The sequence below is a fragment of the Amycolatopsis sp. NPDC051372 genome (assembly GCF_040682095.1).
GTDB lineage: Bacteria > Actinomycetota > Actinomycetes > Mycobacteriales > Pseudonocardiaceae > Amycolatopsis.
The window spans coordinates 40077-54855 of record NZ_JBFBAF010000040.1 but is presented as its reverse complement, the minus strand read 5'-3'; the positions used below and the strand labels follow the sequence as shown (position 1 = coordinate 54855).

Genomic DNA, 14779 nt, shown 5'->3' with positions numbered 1-14779 from the left:
GCGGAGGCGGCCGTTCTCGTGTGTCGGGTCGGTCGCCACCGGGACTGTTCGGTTGGTTGTTTCGCCGCGGGTGTCGCGCCGGGTTGCGCTGGTTGCGGCGGCCAGCGCGGCGCGAGCCGAGCCGGAGTTCATTGGCCGTACCGCGGGTTCGGAGCTGGGTGCTGAGGCTTTCGCGAGAAGCGATGTGCCGGCGAGGTGCATGCACCGCGAGCCGGAGTAGGTGGGGCTTTGGAGTGCGGCGGATGCCGGCCGGGGTCGCCGGCTGGGATGGCCGCGGCCGAGGTGAATCGGAGCCGTTGATCATCGGCTGGTGGTGGCAGCCGGGGCGAGGGCTGTCAGTCGTGGGTGGACCGAAGCCGAGCCGGAGCTGGGCTGGGACGAGACGGGGAGCCCTACCGGCTTCGGACGTACCCCAGCCGGAGCGAAAGCGCCGCAGCCGTCCCCGCCACGGTCGCCCCCAATTCCTCCACGCGGCGCAGCACCCGGGGCGCCGGACCGGCCACGCTGATCGCCGCGATGGGCCGCCCGGAGTGGTCGCGGACGGCGGCGGCGACGCAACCCACGTCTGGCTCGTTCTCGACGTCGTCGATAGCCCACCCGCGGCGGCTCGTGCGGGCGAGGTCGTCGAGGAGCCGGCCGGGGTCGATGATGGTCTTGAGGGTGAGGCTGTCGAGCTTCATGCGGCGCACGCGCTCCACCCGGTCGAACTCCGGCAACGCCGCGAGCCACGCCTTGCCCAGCGAGGTCGCGTGCTGGGGGCGGCGCGTGCCGAGACGGCAGGCGAGCGTGACGGCGCTGGCGCTGCGCTCGGTGGCGACGTAGACCATGGTGTCGTTGTCGGGCACGGCCAGGTAGGTCGTCTCGCCCGAGCGTTCGGCCAGGGACGCCAGGTAGCGCGGCGCGCAGCGGTGCAGGTCGGTCGCCGCCATCGCGCGGGCGCCGAGCTCGACGAGGCGCGTGCCGAGGCGCACGCGGCCGGTCACGGTGTCCGCTTCGAGGTATTCGAGCCGCTTGAGGGTGCCGACGATGCGGTACGCCGCGCTTCGCGAGAGCCCCAGTTGCCTCGCGATCGCGTTGGTGGAAATCTCCTGGTGCTGCCCCACGTGCTCCAGCACCGCGAGCCCTCGCTCCAGCGTGCCGCTCTGGTCCAGCCCTCGTTCCGTCACGTCGTTCGCCCCTTCGCCCAAATTCCCGCTCATCGGCACGTGTTTCCGATAAGCGGGGTTGGACGCTAACACCTCGGATGTATAGACGGAAGATCTTGACCTACTTTCGTATTGTGGCAGGTAAAGGTTGCCCTGAATGGTTCAACCTCCGATCGTTAGGACGCCTAACAAATCATTCACGAGTCCGAATAGGACAACCGCCGGCGCCCGGCCCGGAAATCGTTACCCTGCCTTCGTGCGAGCGGTGATCGGCGTCCGGATGCGGACCACGGCCGTCGCGGTGGTGGTGCTGGCGCTGGCCATCGCGGTGGCGTGCGTGGTCGTCGTCGTGCTGCTCGAAGAATCGCTCGACCGCAGCGTGACGGAGAGTGCGCGCAGCACCGGTCGCCAGGTCGCCATCCAGCTCGTCCGCGAAGGCTCACGCGACCTCTCCGCGAGCGACGTCGCCAGCACCGGTGACACCGAGGCCGTCACGCAGGTGCTCGACAAGGTCGGCACGCCCATCGCCGGCGACCCCGCCATCACCGGCCACCCGCCCCTCACCGCGAGCCGGCCCGTGCCCGGCCGGGAAACCGTCGAAACCCTGCCGCTGGACCTGAACGGCGACGGCGCCGACTACCGCGTCGTTTCGCAAGGCGTCAGGGGACCGGGTGGGCCCTACACCGTCATTTCGGCGAGATCACTAGAGCCCGTCACCGAGGCCTCAACCCGGCTCACGCTTCTGCTGGCCCTGATTTCCCTGCCAGTCCTCGCCATTGCCGGATTCGCCGTCCACCGATCCGTCGGCGCGGCGCTGAGGCCGGTGGAACGCATGCGGCGCACCGTCGCCGAGGTGTCCACAAGGGACCTCGCCGCACGAGTCCCGTTGCCACCCGGCAACGACGAGGTCCACCGCCTCGCCGTGACCCTCAACGAGATGCTGACCCGGCTCCACTCCGCCCAAGCCGCGCAACGCAGGTTCGTCGCCGACGCCAGCCACGAGCTCCGCAGTCCACTCTCGACGATCAGCACCGCCCTCGACGTCTCCGGCCGCCACCCCGAGACGACCGGTGAGCTCGTCCCCGTGATCACCCGGGAAACCGCGCGCCTGCGTGAACTCGTCGACGACCTCCTCATGCTCGCCCGCACCGACGACACCACCGACCGCCCCGCCACGACCGAAGTGGACCTCGACGACATCGTCCGCGCCGAGGCACACCGCATCCGCGCGGAAGGTCCCGTCGCGATCGAGGTCCGCGCCGGGCCGGCCAAAGTCCGCGGCAGCGAAGCACAGCTGAGACGGGCCGTGCGCAACCTCGTCGACAACGCCCGCGGCCACGCCCGCGAACGCGTCCGCATCGCCAGCTGGGTCCACGAAAACACCGCCGTGGTCGAGGTCAGCGACGACGGCCCCGGCGTCGGGCCCGAAGACCGCGAGCGCGTCTTCGAACGGTTCGTCCGGCTCGACGCCTCGCGCCAGCGCGGCCACGGCGGCACCGGCCTCGGCCTCCCGATCGTCGCGGGCATCGCCGCTCGGCACGGCGGCCACGCGTCTTATGCGGACGTCACCGACCCCAGTTATCCGGGCGCCCACTTCCGGATCGAACTGCCCCGCCTCGAGGAGGACTGACCGTGCGGCTGCTGATCGTCGAGGACGAGCGCGAACTCGCCGAAACCCTGCGCCGGGGACTGGTCGCGGAGGGGTTCACCGTCGACGTCGTCCACACCGGACCCGATGGCCTGTGGTCGGCCACGGAGCACGACTACGACACCGTCGTGCTCGACATCATGCTCCCCGAGCTCTCCGGCTACGAAGTCCTCAAACGCTTGCGAGCCAAGGAGAACTGGACGCCGGTCCTCATGCTCACCGCCAAGGACGGCGAGTACGACGAGGCCGACGCGTTCGACCTCGGCGCCGACGACTACCTGTCCAAACCCTTCTCGTTCGTCGTCCTCGTCGCGCGCCTCCGGGCCCTGTTGCGCAGAGGCGCCCCTGCGCGCCCCGCCGTGCTCGCGGCCGGCGACCTCAAACTCGACCCCGCCGCCCGCACCGTCCACAGGGGAGAGCGGCGGATCGACCTGACCGCCCGCGAGTTCGGTCTGCTCGAGTTCCTGCTCCGCCGCCAGGGCGCGGCGCTGACGAAGAACGAGATCCTCGGTCACGTGTGGGACGCACACTACGAGGGCGATGAGAACGTGGTCGAGGTCTACGTCGGCTACCTCCGGCGCAAGATCGACGCCCCGTTCGGCACCCACACCATCGAGACCGTGCGCGGGGTCGGCTACCGGCTCGTCACCTGAACGAACTCTTCCTGAACACCCACCACCCCGGCTTTCCTGGTACGACCGTGCCAGTGGATGCTGTGCCCGTGGCTACCGGCACCCTGGCCAGCAGTGCGCCCTCCGTGGAGCAGGGCGAGCTGATCACCTTCACCTACACGACGCCCCAGTCGTCGGTGACCCCGAAGAACTGGGTCGGGCTCTACTCCGACCCGGGCGGCGGTCCCGTCGACCAGTCCTACGTCGGCCCGTCGACGCTGTGGGAGTACACCCCGCTCGCGACCGGCACCGTCTCGTTCTCCACCGGCTCTCTCGGCCCCGGGAACTACCTCGCGTTCTACCTCGCGAACGACGGCTACGCCTGGCTCGCCGAACCCGTGCGTTTTGTTGTGCGCCCGACGCCACAGACGCCGCCGCCCGTGTACCAGGGCGCGTTCGGCCGCAGCGGCCGCGGGCCGTCGCAGTTCAGCAGCCCGGCCGGCCTCACGGTCGACGCGCGAGGCCAGATCTGGGTCGCCGACACCGGCAACGACCGCGTGCAGGCCTTCACCCGCGACGGCCGGTTGGTGCGCGTGCTCGCCGGCCGGTTCAAGACGCCGCAGGCCGTGGCCGTGGACCACGCGGGCAACGTCTACGTGGCCGACACCGGCAACAACCGTGTGGTCCAGTACTCCTGGTGGGGCGGCTTCGCGCGCGAGTACGGCGCCGGCAAGCTCGACAACCCGCGCGGCGTCGCCATCGACACCGCGGGCCGGCTGCTCGTCTCGGACACCGGCCACCAGCGCGTGGCCCGCTTCGACACCCACACGGGCAAGGCGCTCACCGACATCACCGAGAAGGTCAGCTCGCCGCAGGGCATCGTCAGCGACGGCGCGGGCGGCGCGTGGATCGTGCAGAACGGCCGCGCCGCGAGCGGCAGCGTCGCGGTCGTGCACTACTCCGGCGACGGCAAGGCGATCGGCTCGATCGGCGGCGGCCAGAACAGCGAGTTCGGCGGCCTGTCCAACCCCGCGGGCGTCGCGCTCAACACCCAGGGCGACGCGTACGTGACCGTCCCCGACTACGGCTGGGTCGCGCAGTTCCGCACCACGGGCCCGTACCGCGCCGAGTTCGGCACCGACGGTCCCGGCGCGCTGAGCTTCCCGCTCGGCGTGGCCGTGGACGCGCAGGGCCGCATCTTCGTGGCGGACACCGGAAACGATCGTATCGTCCACTTTGGAGTGAGAGTGTGAGCGAGTTCACCCGGCGCCGGGTTCTGGGCGCTGCCGCGGCAGCCGCGGCGGCTGCCGGATCGCTCGCGCTGCCGGCGAACGTCCGCAAGGCGCTGGCCGAGCCCGCGCGCCGGCCGGCGCGGCTCGAGGACATCGAGCACATCGTGATCCTGATGCAGGAGAACCGCTCGTTCGACCACTACTTCGGCACCATGGACGGTGTGCGCGGCTTCGCCGACCCGCACGCGATGAAACTCGCGGGCGGCAACTCCGTCTTCCAGCAGCCCTACAGCGGCCACCCCGACGGTTACCTCCTGCCGTTCCGCTACAACACGCGTGAGACGAACGCGCAGGCCACGCCCGGCCTCCCGCACGACTGGACCGACCAGCACACCGCGTGGAACAACGGGAAGATGGACCGCTGGATCGAGGCCAAGGGCGCCAAGACCATGGCCTACTACGACCGCGACGACATCCCGTTCCACTTCGCGCTCGCCGAGGCGTTCACGGTCTGCGACCACTACCACTGCTCGGTGATCGGCCCGACGAACCCCAACCGGCTCTACATGTGGACCGGCTGGATCGACCCGCACGGCACCGCCGGCGGACCCGCGAACACCAACTTCATGTCGTCGGACAACCCGGTGCTGTCCTGGAAGACCTACCCGGAGCGGCTCACCGAGGCCGGCGTTTCCTGGCGGATCTACCAGGAGGAGGACAACTACGACGACAACGCGCTGGCCTGGTTCCGCCAGTTCGCGGACGCGCCGAAGTCTTCGCCGCTCTACAAGAACGCGATGGTGAAGAAATCGGCGGGCTGGTTCGAGCACGACGCCCGCAACGGCAACCTGCCCGCCGTTTCGTGGCTGGTGGCGCCCTCGGCGCAGACCGAGCACCCGAATTGGATGCCCGCGGCGGGGGCGCAGTACATCGCGTCGAAACTGGACGCGATCGCCGCCAACCCGGACGTGTGGGCCAAGACGGCGTTCATTTTCACCTACGACGAGAACGACGGGTACTTCGATCACGTCGCCCCGCCGACTCCGCCCGCCGGCACCCCGGACGAGTTCGTCGGCGGCGTGCCGATCGGCCTCGGTTTCCGCGTGCCGACCGTGGTGGTGTCGCCGTGGACGGCCGGTGGGTACGTGAGCTCGGAGACGTTCGACCACACGTCGTTGATCCGGCTGCTGGAAGCGCGGTTCGGGGTGCGGGAGCCGCACATCAGCGCTTGGCGCCGCCGTACCGTCGGTGACCTGACGTCGGCGTTCCGGTTCGGCCGGCAGCCTTCGCGGTACCCGCGCGACAACCGCGCGTTGCACTATCCGGCGACGACCGCAGACCTGCTGCAGGCGCAGGTCCAGGTCCGTGACAACCCGGCACCATCGGTCCCGACGGGGCCGCAGTCGATGCCGAACTGAGCTGCGCTACCGCGCTGGGCGGCCGAATTCGCCGTAGAAGGTCTCGCCGGAGAGCAGGGCTTGGTGCGCGAGTGCGACGCGCCTGGCCTTGGACGGCCGCAGCCGGGGCCTGGCGGCGTCCAGGTTCAGGAACTCGAAGCCGCCGAGTTCGTCGCCGTCCGGGTCGATGGCCCGGATTTGCCCGCGGCTGAGGGTGCCGCCGTCGAAGATCAGCTGCAGGCTGTCGCGCCAGACGCCGTGGGTCGGCATCCAGTCGACGAGCAGCAGCCGCCCCAGCGTGAGCTCGAGGCCAAGCTCCTCCCGGACCTCGCGGTAGCAGGCCGCGAGCGGGGACTCGTCATCCTCGACCATGCCGCCGGGGATCTCCAGGAACGGCTTGTAGGTCGGGTCGACGAACAGCACCCGGCCCTCCCCGTCGCGCACGAGCGCGCCGGCGGCGACGTTCTTGCGGGGCAGCCGCCCGGCGATGCCGGGGTTGAACTCGGCCTCCGGTTCGCCGTCGGCACGCAGGTCCTCGGCGAAAACGGCCCGGTCGCCGCGGTGGTGGAGCTGTTCGTCGGTCACGGTGCCTCGCCGGCCAGGAGCGCGCCTCGGCCGGCGGACGCTGCTACGCGTTGATGATGCCCTAGGCAGGCCGCGATCAGTTCTTCGAGATCGCGGCGACCGCGCGGACCACCGCGGTGCAGCGGTTCTCCACGTATTCGAGCCCGCCCTCCTCCGCGATGCGCTTCGCCTCGGCGGAAACGATGCCCTGCTGCAGCCACAGCGCTTTCGCACCGATGGCGACGGCGTCGGCCGCGATCCCCGGGGCCTCGGCGGCCGGGCGGAAGACGTCGACGAGGTCCACCGGCTCCGGGATGTCCTTCAGGGACCGGTAGACCTTCTCGCCGAGCAGCTCTGTGGCCGACGGGTGCACGGGGATGATGCGGAAACCGTGGGCCTGCAGCGTGGCGGGCACCCCGTGCGCGGCCTTCGCCGGGTCGCGGCTCAGGCCGACCACCGCGATCGTCGTGGCGTTCGCGAGGATTTCTTCAGGTTGCATGTGGGTTGAACGCCGTTCGAAAGGGGAGGATTCCGCGTCAGCCGATCTTCGAGCCGTACATCTCACCGAGGTCGTCGGCAATGAGCTCGATGCGCGCGCCGTCGGGGTCGGTGAAGTAGATGGACGTGCCGCTCTCCTCCAGGTACTTCACGCCCGCCTTGTCGAGGCGGTCGCGCGCGCCGGCCCAGTTTTCCGGGGTCAGTGAGAGCGCGAGGTGGTGCAGGCCGCCGAGGACCTCCGCGTACGGGCCGAGGTCGAGGCCCGGCAGGTCGAAGAAGGCGACCGCGTTGCCGTTGCCGACGTCGAAGAAGAAGTGGCTGGAGCCTGGGTAATCGCGGTTCTCGATCAGCTCGGTGAGCGGGAAGCCGAGCACGTCCTGGTAGAAGGTGATCGTCCGCTCGACGTCACTGGAGAGCAGCGCGGTGTGGTGGATGCCGCGGCCCGCGGTGGTGGGCCGGACGGCGGCCGGGTGGAGGTGCTTGTCCCGCAGCTGGTCACGGGCTTCGGTGAGCTTCGCGACGTCTGTCTCGGTGGGTGCCATTTCCGGTCACGTCCTCTCTGGGGCTGATGCTTCAAAACCTACTCTCCATATCTCTCGCGCGCAAGAAGTTTCTTCGCGAGAGATTTCGGCGTGCCGTCCAGTGGAACGAACGCCTTGGCCGGAACCTCGAAGGCGTGTGGCTTTGCCTGCGCGCTGAACTCCGCCGGATGCTCGGGTCCGGCGGCGGGTCCATTGTGAACACTTCGTCGACCGGCGGCCTGGTCGGAATGGGCATCGGACTGTCCGCTTACGTCGCCGCGAAGCACGGTGTCATCGGCCTGACGCGCGCCGCCGCCTTGGAATACGCGACGCAGGGAATCCGCGTCAACGCCGTCTGCCCGGGCGCCGTGCGCACCGGCATGTACGAGCAGGTGGTCGCCACCGGGGTCGTCACCGAAGAGCAGATCGCGGCCATGCAACCCATCAACCGGGCCGCCCGGCCGGGGGAAATCGCCGAGGCGGTGGCCTGGCTGCTGTCCGATCGGGCGTCCTTCGTGACGGGGCAGGCGTGGGCTGTGGACGGTGGGTTGGTGGCGCAGTGAGTCAGGCCTGTGCCGCCACCCGCTCGATGCCGTCCCACACGCGGGGCCACACGGGTTCCGGCAGGTCGTGGCCCATGCCCGGGACGACGTCGAGGTCGGCGCGCAGGGCGCGGGCCGTGGCGCGGCCGCCGGAGACGTGGACGAGCGGGTCACGCGCGCCGTGGACGACGAGGGACGGGAGGGTGAGGCGGCGCAGGGCGGCCGTGCGGTCGCGGGTCGAGAGGATCGCGGCGAGCTGGCGCACAGCGCCGCCCGGGTTGACGCCGCGGTCGAAGGTGCGTTCGGCGCGTTCGCGCATGCGTTTCTCGTCGAAGGGGTAGCCGGGGGAGCCGATGAGGCGGAACGTCTTGACCAGCAGCTCGACGTACTCCTCGCGGCTGCGCGGCTGCGGCGCCAGCATCGACGCGGCCGCGCGCGGGCTCGGGTGGCCGATCAGGCGGCTGCCGGTGGTGGACATGATCGACGTCAGCGACCGGACCCGGCCCGGGTGCCGGATGGCGAGCGTCTGCGCGATCATGCCGCCCATCGACGCGCCGACGACGTGTGCGCGCTCGATGCCGAGGGCGTCGAGCAGGCCGGCGGTGTCGTCGGCCATGTCGGCTACCGAGTACGGTGCCGCGCGCAGCAGGTAGGCGCGCACGACATCGGCGCGCCCGGACATGCGCTGCGAGCGCCCGGCGTCGCGGTTGTCGAAGCGGACCACGCGGAAGCCGCGGCCGGCGAGCTGCTCGCAGAAGTCGTCGTCCCACCAGGTCATCGGCGCGGCCAGGCCCATGATCAGCACCAGCGGCGGGGCCGTCGCGGCGCCGAACTCCTCGTGGCAGAGGGTGATGCCGTTGGCCTGGGTGGTCGACTCGCTCATGCCTTCTTCTTACCAATCCGACCAAAAGCAGGCGGGGCCCAACCGGACGCTACCGTGCCTGGTGGCAATTCCCGCTGTGGCTGTGGTCGGATTGGTAACGAACAGCACAGTTAGCGTGTACGGGTGTAGCGGGCGCGGAGGAACGGGCTGAACTCCGCGGCGTCGCCCATTTTCACGTCGATCTCGTGGGTGAGCGTGTCGCCTTCCGGCCGGAGCCGATGCCACGCGACGCCACGCGGGGTGCGTTTCTCGAGGTGAAGGGTCCCCTCGCGCCAGCCGCCGCGGCCGGGCTCGCCGGGTGGGAAGCCGTAGCTGTCGAAGCCGTACCAGAGCGTTTCCTGCGTGGCCGGGTCGACGGTGAAAACGTTGTGGCCCAGGAAGTCGCTGCCGTCCTCCCGTGTCTGGACGTAGTCCTGCACCACCGCGAACCCGTCCAGTGCGGCCCGGTACTCGGCCTTCGCATTCGCCGTCGACGCGGGCGCCCACGGCGACGCCGCGAGCTCCTCGACGCCGGCCCAGTCCCCGACGAGCGCGCCCAGCGCCTCGTGCGCTTCGCCTCTTCGTGGCATCTCCATGCCGTTCCCCTTTCGACAGGTGCCTGTCAATATGAGACGCTAGCACGCATGACCGACCGGGCGCAGCGCCTCACCCAGCTCGTCAACGACGTCTTCCTGACCAACGGCACCCTGCTCACCACCGGCGACGCCCTCACCGCCCCGGCCGGCCTCACCGCCGCCCAGTGGCAGGTCCTCGGCTTCCTCGAAGACGGCCCCACCACGGCCGCCGACCTCGCCCGCCGCCGGGGCCTGCGCCGGCAGAGCGTGCAGGAAACGGTGAACCGCCTGCTGCGCAACGGAATGCTCACCCGAGCGCCGAACCCTGCGGATGCCCGCGCCCCGCTGCTCCACCTGACCCCGGCCGCGCGGAAGGCCCTGCGTGAACTGGAGACCCGCCGCGTCCGGTGGGCCGACGCCGTGGCCGCCGGGTTGTCACCCGAAGACCTCGAAATCACGCTGCGCACGCTCCACCGCCTGCGCGAGCGTCTCACCGAGGTGAAAACCGGTTGACCACCCCAGCCCCGACCCGGTTGAGTATCGCCCAGCACCCTCACGAACAGAAAGGAGGTGGACGCCATGTTCGGCTACTCGATCACGCGTTCCCACCTCCGGCTGAGGGTGCCGAGGGCCTGACGGGAGCGCGGAACTCCCGGAAGGAACCTCATGACCGATCTGGTCGTGCGCCCGCTCGTCGCGGGTGAGGAGCACCTGTTCACCGGCCTGAAGGTGGGCCACAGCGTCGGCAGCGCGTTGCGCAGGCCGGACTACGAAGAAATGGTCCGGCGCGGCGAATACCGTCCCGAGTGGACGTGGATCGCCACGAGAAACGGCGTTGTGGTGGCGCGGGCGGCGTGGTGGGTGCCCATCGGCGAAGACCAGCCGCGCGTCCTCGACTGGTTCGACTTCGTCGACTTCGCGGACGGTGTCGAACTCCTCGAGCGAGTCCCGACCCGCACCGAGTTCTCCCTGACGACACCGCCGAACTGGCGCGACGACGCGGCCGTCAAACGAGAAGTCGAAACCCGCATCGAGGCCGCGGAAGCCGCGGGGATGAGGGTGCTCGTGGAGCGGTACCGCTACACGTGGACGCCCGAGAGCGGTCTGAGGCAAAAGCCCGACCGGCTCCAGTTCAAAGCAGAACCCGACGACGCCAAGATCCTTGACGTCTTCCGCCGCGTCCACCAGGGCAGCCTCGACGCGCACGCGCGGCGCACCATCGCGGAGCACGGGCTCGAGGCCGCGGCGCAGGAAGACCTCGACCTCCTGTGCCGGCTGCCGAGCCCACGCGACTGGTGGCGCCTCGCGTACACGCGCGAAGGCCACCTCGTCGGCCTCACCATCCCGGCGCGCAACCAGACCACCCCGATCGTCGCGTATGTCGGTGTCGTGCCGGAGCACCGCGGGCGCGGGTACGCCTATGACCTGCTCGTCGAGGCCACGCACGAGCTGGTCGGGCGTGGGGCCGAGACGATCGCCGCCGCCACGGACGTCACGAACAAACCCATGGCGGCGGCGTTCGCGAAGGCCGGGTATCCGGTGAAGTACCACCGCATTGATCTGGTGTGAGCGGCGGACCGGCGTTACCCTTCTCGCTAGAGCGATCTATCAAATCGCAAGGGGGCGACCATGGACGTTCTGGCCGGGTTGGGTCTGAAAACGCTGCGTGTGATCCTCGGGTTCACGCTGCTCACGACTACTTTCCATTACGCGCACAACGTGATCCGCGCGCAGGACTACCCGCAGCTCCCGGGAATCCCCGTGCTCGTGGCGCAGATCGTCGTGGCGTTCGGGTGGGTGCTGTTCACGGGGTTCGGGCTGGCCGGCTACCGCTGCTACGTCCGCGGGCGGTACTGGCGGGCGCTGGGATTCCTGCTGGTCTGTTCGCTGGGTGGCCTGGTCAGCGCGGGTCACTTCCTGGTGGGTGTGCCGCAGATCCCGGCGTTCTGGTTCGCGACGATCTTCACCGACACAGCGGCCGCGATAGCGTTGTGGCTCTTCGTGTCCTGGGCGGCGGCGCAGCTCAACCGGGTGAGTATCGGAGATCAAGCGTCTACATAACATTGACGCTAGTCAGTAATATGTAGACAATCGGGGAGTGACCACCACCACGACTGTGACGTTCGAGCGCCACCCGGACACCTACCGGCATTGGAAGCTAGACGTCGACGGCGAGGTCGCCTGGCTCGAGATGGACGTCGACGAGCAAGGCGGCCTCGTGCCGGGCTACGAGCTGAAGCTGAACTCCTACGACCTCGGCGTGGACATCGAGTTCTACGACGCCACGCAGCGCCTGCGCTTCGAGCACCCCGGCGTCAAAGCCGTGATCGTGACGAGCGCCAAGGACAAGGTGTTCTGTGCCGGGGCCAACATCCGGATGCTCGCGTCGTCGGCGCACGAGTGGAAGGTGAACTTCTGCAAGTTCACCAACGAAACCCGCAACGGCATCGAGGACGCCACCGAGTTCTCCGGTCAGCGGTACCTGGCCGCGGTCAACGGGAGCTGCGCGGGTGGCGGCTACGAGATCGCGCTCGCGTGCGAGAAGATTCTGCTCGTGGACGACAACTCGTCGACGGTCGCGCTGCCCGAGGTGCCGCTGCTCGGCGTGCTGCCCGGCACCGGCGGCCTCACGCGCGTGGTCGACAAGCGCCGCGTGCGCCGCGACCTCGCCGACGTGTTCGCCACGCGCTCGGACGGCGTGAAGGGCAAGACCGCCGTCGACTGGCGGCTGGTCGACGAGCTCGTGCCCCGCGTGGGGTTCCGCGAATCCGTGCTGGCCAGGGCTCGGGAGCTGGCCGCCGAATCCGAGCGCCTGCCGGGCGACCAGGGTGTGCGGCTCACGCCGCTGAACCCCGAGGTCACCGACGACGGCGTCAAGTACCGCTTTGTCGACATCACCTTCGACCGCCCCGCCTCGCTCGCGACGATCACCGTCCGCGGCCCCGAGGGCGAACCCGGTGACCTGCACGCCGAGGGTGCCGACGGCTGGCTGCTGCGCCTCACCCGCGAGCTCGACGACGCGATCCTCCGCTTGCGCGCCAACGAAACCGAGCTTGGCACCTGGGTCCTGCGCACCGAAGGCGACCCGGCCGGCGTCTTGGCTCACGAGCAGCAGGTGCTCGGCGCGAAAGACTGGCTGAGCAACGAGATCCTGCACTACTACAAGCGCACCCTCAAGCGCCTCGACGTCACCAGCCGCACACTCATCGCGCTCATCGAGCCGGGCAGCTGCTTCGCCGGCGTGCTGCTGGAGCTCGCGCTGGCCGCCGACCGCCAGTACATCCTGGACGGTCCGCCCATCGACGACGAAGACAGTGAAGAACGCGCGTCGATCACCTTGTCGGAAGCCAACTTCGGCCCGTTCCCCATGGGCAACGGCCTCACCCGCCTGCAGTCGCGGTTCTACGGCGACGACGACCACCTCGCGTGGCTCGTGCGCGAGCGCGACCACGCGCTGACGCCGGCCGAGACCGTGGAGCTGGGCCTGGTCACCGACGCGCCGGACGACCTCGACTGGGAGGACGAGATCCGGATCGCGCTGGAGGGCCGCGCCTCGCTGAGCCCCGACGCGCTCACCGGGATGGAGGCGAACCACCGGTTCGTCGGCCCGGAAACGATCGAAACGAAGATCTTCGGCCGCCTCACCGCGTGGCAGAACTGGATCTTCACCCGACCTAACGCTTCTGGTCCCGAAGGCGCGCTGCGCCGCTACGGTACGGGCCAGAAGGCGATCTTCGACAGGAAGCGGGTCTGACCGAGATGCCCGAGCGGATCGACTACGACGCCAAGATCCCCAACAACGTCAACCTCGCCGACGACCGGAGGTTGCAGCGGGCGCTGGAAGGCTGGCAGCCGAAGTTCATGAACTGGTGGGGCGAGATGGGCCCCACCCTGCAGACGCACGGCGTCTACCTGCGCACGGCCGTGAGCGTCGGGCGTGAGGGCTGGGCGCACTTCGACCACGTGAACGTGCCGGACTACCGCTGGGGCATCTTCCTCGCCGAGCGCGATCCCGACCGGCGCATCGCGTTCGGGGAACACAAGGGCGAGTCCGTGTGGCAGCAGGTGCCCGGCGAGTACCGCGCCGACCTGCAGCGCCTGATCGTGATCCAGGGCGACACCGAGCCGGCGTCGGTCGAGCAGCAGCGGCTGCTGGGCCTGACCGCGCCGAGCCTGTACGACTTGCGCAACCTGTTCCAGGTCAACGTCGAAGAGGGCCGGCACCTGTGGGCGATGGTCTACCTGCTGCACGCCTACTTCGGCCGCGAAGGCCGTGACGAGGCGGAAGGCCTGCTGCTGCGCAACTCCGGCAGCCCCGACGCGCCGCGCATCCTGGGCGCGTTCAACGAGGAAACGGCCGACTGGCTGGCCTTCTTCATGTTCACCTACTTCACCGACCGCGACGGGAAGTACCAGCTCGGGACGTTGAAGGAGTCTTCTTTCGACCCGCTCTCGCGCACGTGCGAGTTCATGCTGAAGGAAGAGGCGCACCACATGTTCGTCGGCACCACGGGTGTCGACCGCGTGGTGCAGCGCTCCGCGGATCTCATCCGCGAGCACGACACGCTCGACATCGCGTCCCACGGCGGTATCCCGCTCGACATCATCCAGCGGTATCTGAACTTCCACTACACGGTGTCGCTCGACCTGTTCGGCAGTGAGACCTCCACGAACGCCGCGAACTACTACACCGCGGGCCTCAAGGGCCGCTGGCAGGAGACGCGCCGCAAGGACGACCACAAGCTCACCGAGGACAGCCGCGACCTCGACCGCCCCAACGGCGACGGCACGTGGACCTCCGACGAGCTGCAGGCCATCCTGCTGCTGAACCTCGACCTGCGCGGCGAGTACACGGCCGACTGCCAGACCGGCGTGAACCGCTGGAACAAGATCCTCGCGGACGCGGACATCGACTTCCGCTTCAAGCTGCCGCACCCTGGTTTCAACCGCGAGGTCGGCATAAACTCCGGCCACCACATCACTCCCGACGGCAACATCGTCGACGAGACCACGTGGGAGGCCAGCCGGCACCGGTGGCTGCCGACGACCGAGGACCTGACGTTCGTCCGCTCGCTCATGCACCCGGTGTACGAGCGCGGGAAGATCGCCAGCTGGGTCGCGCCGCCGAGGCAGGGCATCAACGGCAAACCGTTCGACTACGAGTACGTGCACCTCACCTAGAGG

At 69.5% G+C, this 14779-nt stretch carries 16 protein-coding genes; 10 read left to right on the top strand and 6 right to left on the bottom strand.

Annotation, left to right across the window (positions count from 1 at the left end):
* Positions 1–392: 392 nt before the first annotated feature.
* Positions 393–1166: an IclR family transcriptional regulator gene (locus tag AB0M56_RS42495; protein WP_364186955.1), complete on the bottom strand. Its 774-nt coding sequence runs from the start codon at positions 1164–1166 to the stop codon at positions 393–395.
* 235 nt (positions 1167–1401) lie between these two features.
* Between AB0M56_RS42495 and AB0M56_RS42490 the strand changes: the two genes are divergently transcribed.
* The 4 genes from AB0M56_RS42490 (at position 1402) to AB0M56_RS42475 (ending at position 6054) form a co-directional block, all read left to right on the top strand.
* Complete coding sequence (locus tag AB0M56_RS42490) at positions 1402–2775, top strand: HAMP domain-containing sensor histidine kinase (RefSeq protein ID WP_364186952.1); 1374 nt, start codon at positions 1402–1404, stop codon at positions 2773–2775.
* 2 nt (positions 2776–2777) lie between these two features.
* Positions 2778–3446, top strand: a complete 669-nt coding sequence (locus tag AB0M56_RS42485) for a response regulator transcription factor (RefSeq protein ID WP_364186949.1) — start codon at positions 2778–2780, stop codon at positions 3444–3446.
* A gap of 68 nt (positions 3447–3514) precedes the next feature.
* The gene (locus AB0M56_RS42480; RefSeq protein ID WP_364186946.1) at positions 3515–4657 is read left to right on the top strand and encodes an NHL repeat-containing protein; all 1143 of its coding nucleotides are present in this window, start codon (positions 3515–3517) and stop codon (positions 4655–4657) included.
* Complete coding sequence (locus AB0M56_RS42475) at positions 4654–6054, top strand: phosphocholine-specific phospholipase C (protein ID WP_364186943.1); 1401 nt, start codon at positions 4654–4656, stop codon at positions 6052–6054. The genes AB0M56_RS42480 and AB0M56_RS42475 overlap by 4 nt, the downstream gene beginning before the upstream one ends.
* 6 nt (positions 6055–6060) lie before the next feature.
* Here the strand turns inward: AB0M56_RS42475 and AB0M56_RS42470 are convergent, their stop codons facing one another.
* The 3 genes from AB0M56_RS42470 to AB0M56_RS42460 form a co-directional block, all read right to left on the bottom strand.
* Entirely contained in the window at positions 6061–6618 is a 558-nt protein-coding gene (locus AB0M56_RS42470) for an NUDIX hydrolase (RefSeq protein ID WP_364186941.1), read from the bottom strand.
* Between the two features lie 76 nt (positions 6619–6694).
* Entirely contained in the window at positions 6695–7096 is a 402-nt protein-coding gene (locus AB0M56_RS42465; protein ID WP_220244722.1) for a CoA-binding protein, read from the bottom strand.
* A 37-nt stretch (positions 7097–7133) separates the two neighbouring features.
* Entirely contained in the window at positions 7134–7637 is a 504-nt protein-coding gene (locus AB0M56_RS42460) for a VOC family protein (RefSeq protein ID WP_364186938.1), read from the bottom strand.
* Between AB0M56_RS42460 and AB0M56_RS42455 the strand changes: the two genes are divergently transcribed.
* Positions 7631–8179 carry an SDR family oxidoreductase gene (locus AB0M56_RS42455; RefSeq protein WP_364186935.1) on the top strand — a complete coding sequence of 183 codons (549 nt, stop codon included), beginning with the start codon at positions 7631–7633 and terminating at the stop codon, positions 8177–8179. The genes AB0M56_RS42460 and AB0M56_RS42455 overlap by 7 nt on opposite strands.
* 1 nt (position 8180) lies before the next feature.
* Here the strand turns inward: AB0M56_RS42455 and AB0M56_RS42450 are convergent, their stop codons facing one another.
* On the bottom strand, positions 8181–9041 hold the full coding sequence (locus AB0M56_RS42450) for an alpha/beta hydrolase (RefSeq protein ID WP_364186932.1): 861 nt from the start codon (positions 9039–9041) through the stop codon (positions 8181–8183).
* A gap of 110 nt (positions 9042–9151) precedes the next feature.
* Positions 9152–9616, bottom strand: a complete 465-nt coding sequence (locus AB0M56_RS42445; protein ID WP_364186930.1) for a DUF1579 family protein — start codon at positions 9614–9616, stop codon at positions 9152–9154.
* 48 nt (positions 9617–9664) lie between these two features.
* Here AB0M56_RS42445 and AB0M56_RS42440 point away from each other — a divergent pair, with 48 nt between their 5' ends.
* The 5 genes from AB0M56_RS42440 (at position 9665) to boxB (ending at position 14776) form a co-directional block, all read left to right on the top strand.
* The gene (locus AB0M56_RS42440; RefSeq protein WP_364186927.1) at positions 9665–10108 is read left to right on the top strand and encodes a MarR family transcriptional regulator; all 444 of its coding nucleotides are present in this window, start codon (positions 9665–9667) and stop codon (positions 10106–10108) included.
* A gap of 153 nt (positions 10109–10261) precedes the next feature.
* Positions 10262–11164, top strand: a complete 903-nt coding sequence (locus AB0M56_RS42435) for a GNAT family N-acetyltransferase (RefSeq protein WP_364186924.1) — start codon at positions 10262–10264, stop codon at positions 11162–11164.
* A 60-nt stretch (positions 11165–11224) separates the two neighbouring features.
* The gene (locus AB0M56_RS42430) at positions 11225–11656 is read left to right on the top strand and encodes a hypothetical protein (RefSeq protein ID WP_364186921.1); all 432 of its coding nucleotides are present in this window, start codon (positions 11225–11227) and stop codon (positions 11654–11656) included.
* Between the two features lie 37 nt (positions 11657–11693).
* Positions 11694–13349: a 2,3-epoxybenzoyl-CoA dihydrolase gene (gene boxC, locus AB0M56_RS42425; RefSeq protein ID WP_364186918.1), complete on the top strand. Its 1656-nt coding sequence runs from the start codon at positions 11694–11696 to the stop codon at positions 13347–13349.
* Positions 13350–13354: 5 nt separating this feature from the next.
* Positions 13355–14776, top strand: coding sequence for a benzoyl-CoA 2,3-epoxidase subunit BoxB (boxB, locus tag AB0M56_RS42420; protein ID WP_364186915.1), 1422 nt, complete (start codon positions 13355–13357; stop codon positions 14774–14776).
* The last annotated feature ends 3 nt before the right edge of the window (positions 14777–14779 follow it).

What these genes read in the sequence shown, in the direction of transcription:
- AB0M56_RS42440 (WP_364186927.1), top strand. Translation starts at nt 9,665, where the DNA reads ATGACCGACCGGGCGCAGCGCCTCACCCAGCTCGTCAACGACGTCTTC.
- AB0M56_RS42430 (WP_364186921.1), top strand. Translation starts at nt 11,225, where the DNA reads ATGGACGTTCTGGCCGGGTTGGGTCTGAAAACGCTGCGTGTGATCCTC.
- AB0M56_RS42465 (WP_220244722.1), bottom strand. Translation starts at nt 7,096, where the DNA reads ATGCAACCTGAAGAAATCCTCGCGAACGCCACGACGATCGCGGTGGTC.
- AB0M56_RS42435 (WP_364186924.1), top strand. Translation starts at nt 10,262, where the DNA reads ATGACCGATCTGGTCGTGCGCCCGCTCGTCGCGGGTGAGGAGCACCTG.
- AB0M56_RS42450 (WP_364186932.1), bottom strand. Translation starts at nt 9,041, where the DNA reads ATGAGCGAGTCGACCACCCAGGCCAACGGCATCACCCTCTGCCACGAG.
- boxB (WP_364186915.1), top strand. Translation starts at nt 13,355, where the DNA reads ATGCCCGAGCGGATCGACTACGACGCCAAGATCCCCAACAACGTCAAC.
- AB0M56_RS42460 (WP_364186938.1), bottom strand. Translation starts at nt 7,637, where the DNA reads ATGGCACCCACCGAGACAGACGTCGCGAAGCTCACCGAAGCCCGTGAC.
- AB0M56_RS42445 (WP_364186930.1), bottom strand. Translation starts at nt 9,616, where the DNA reads ATGGAGATGCCACGAAGAGGCGAAGCGCACGAGGCGCTGGGCGCGCTC.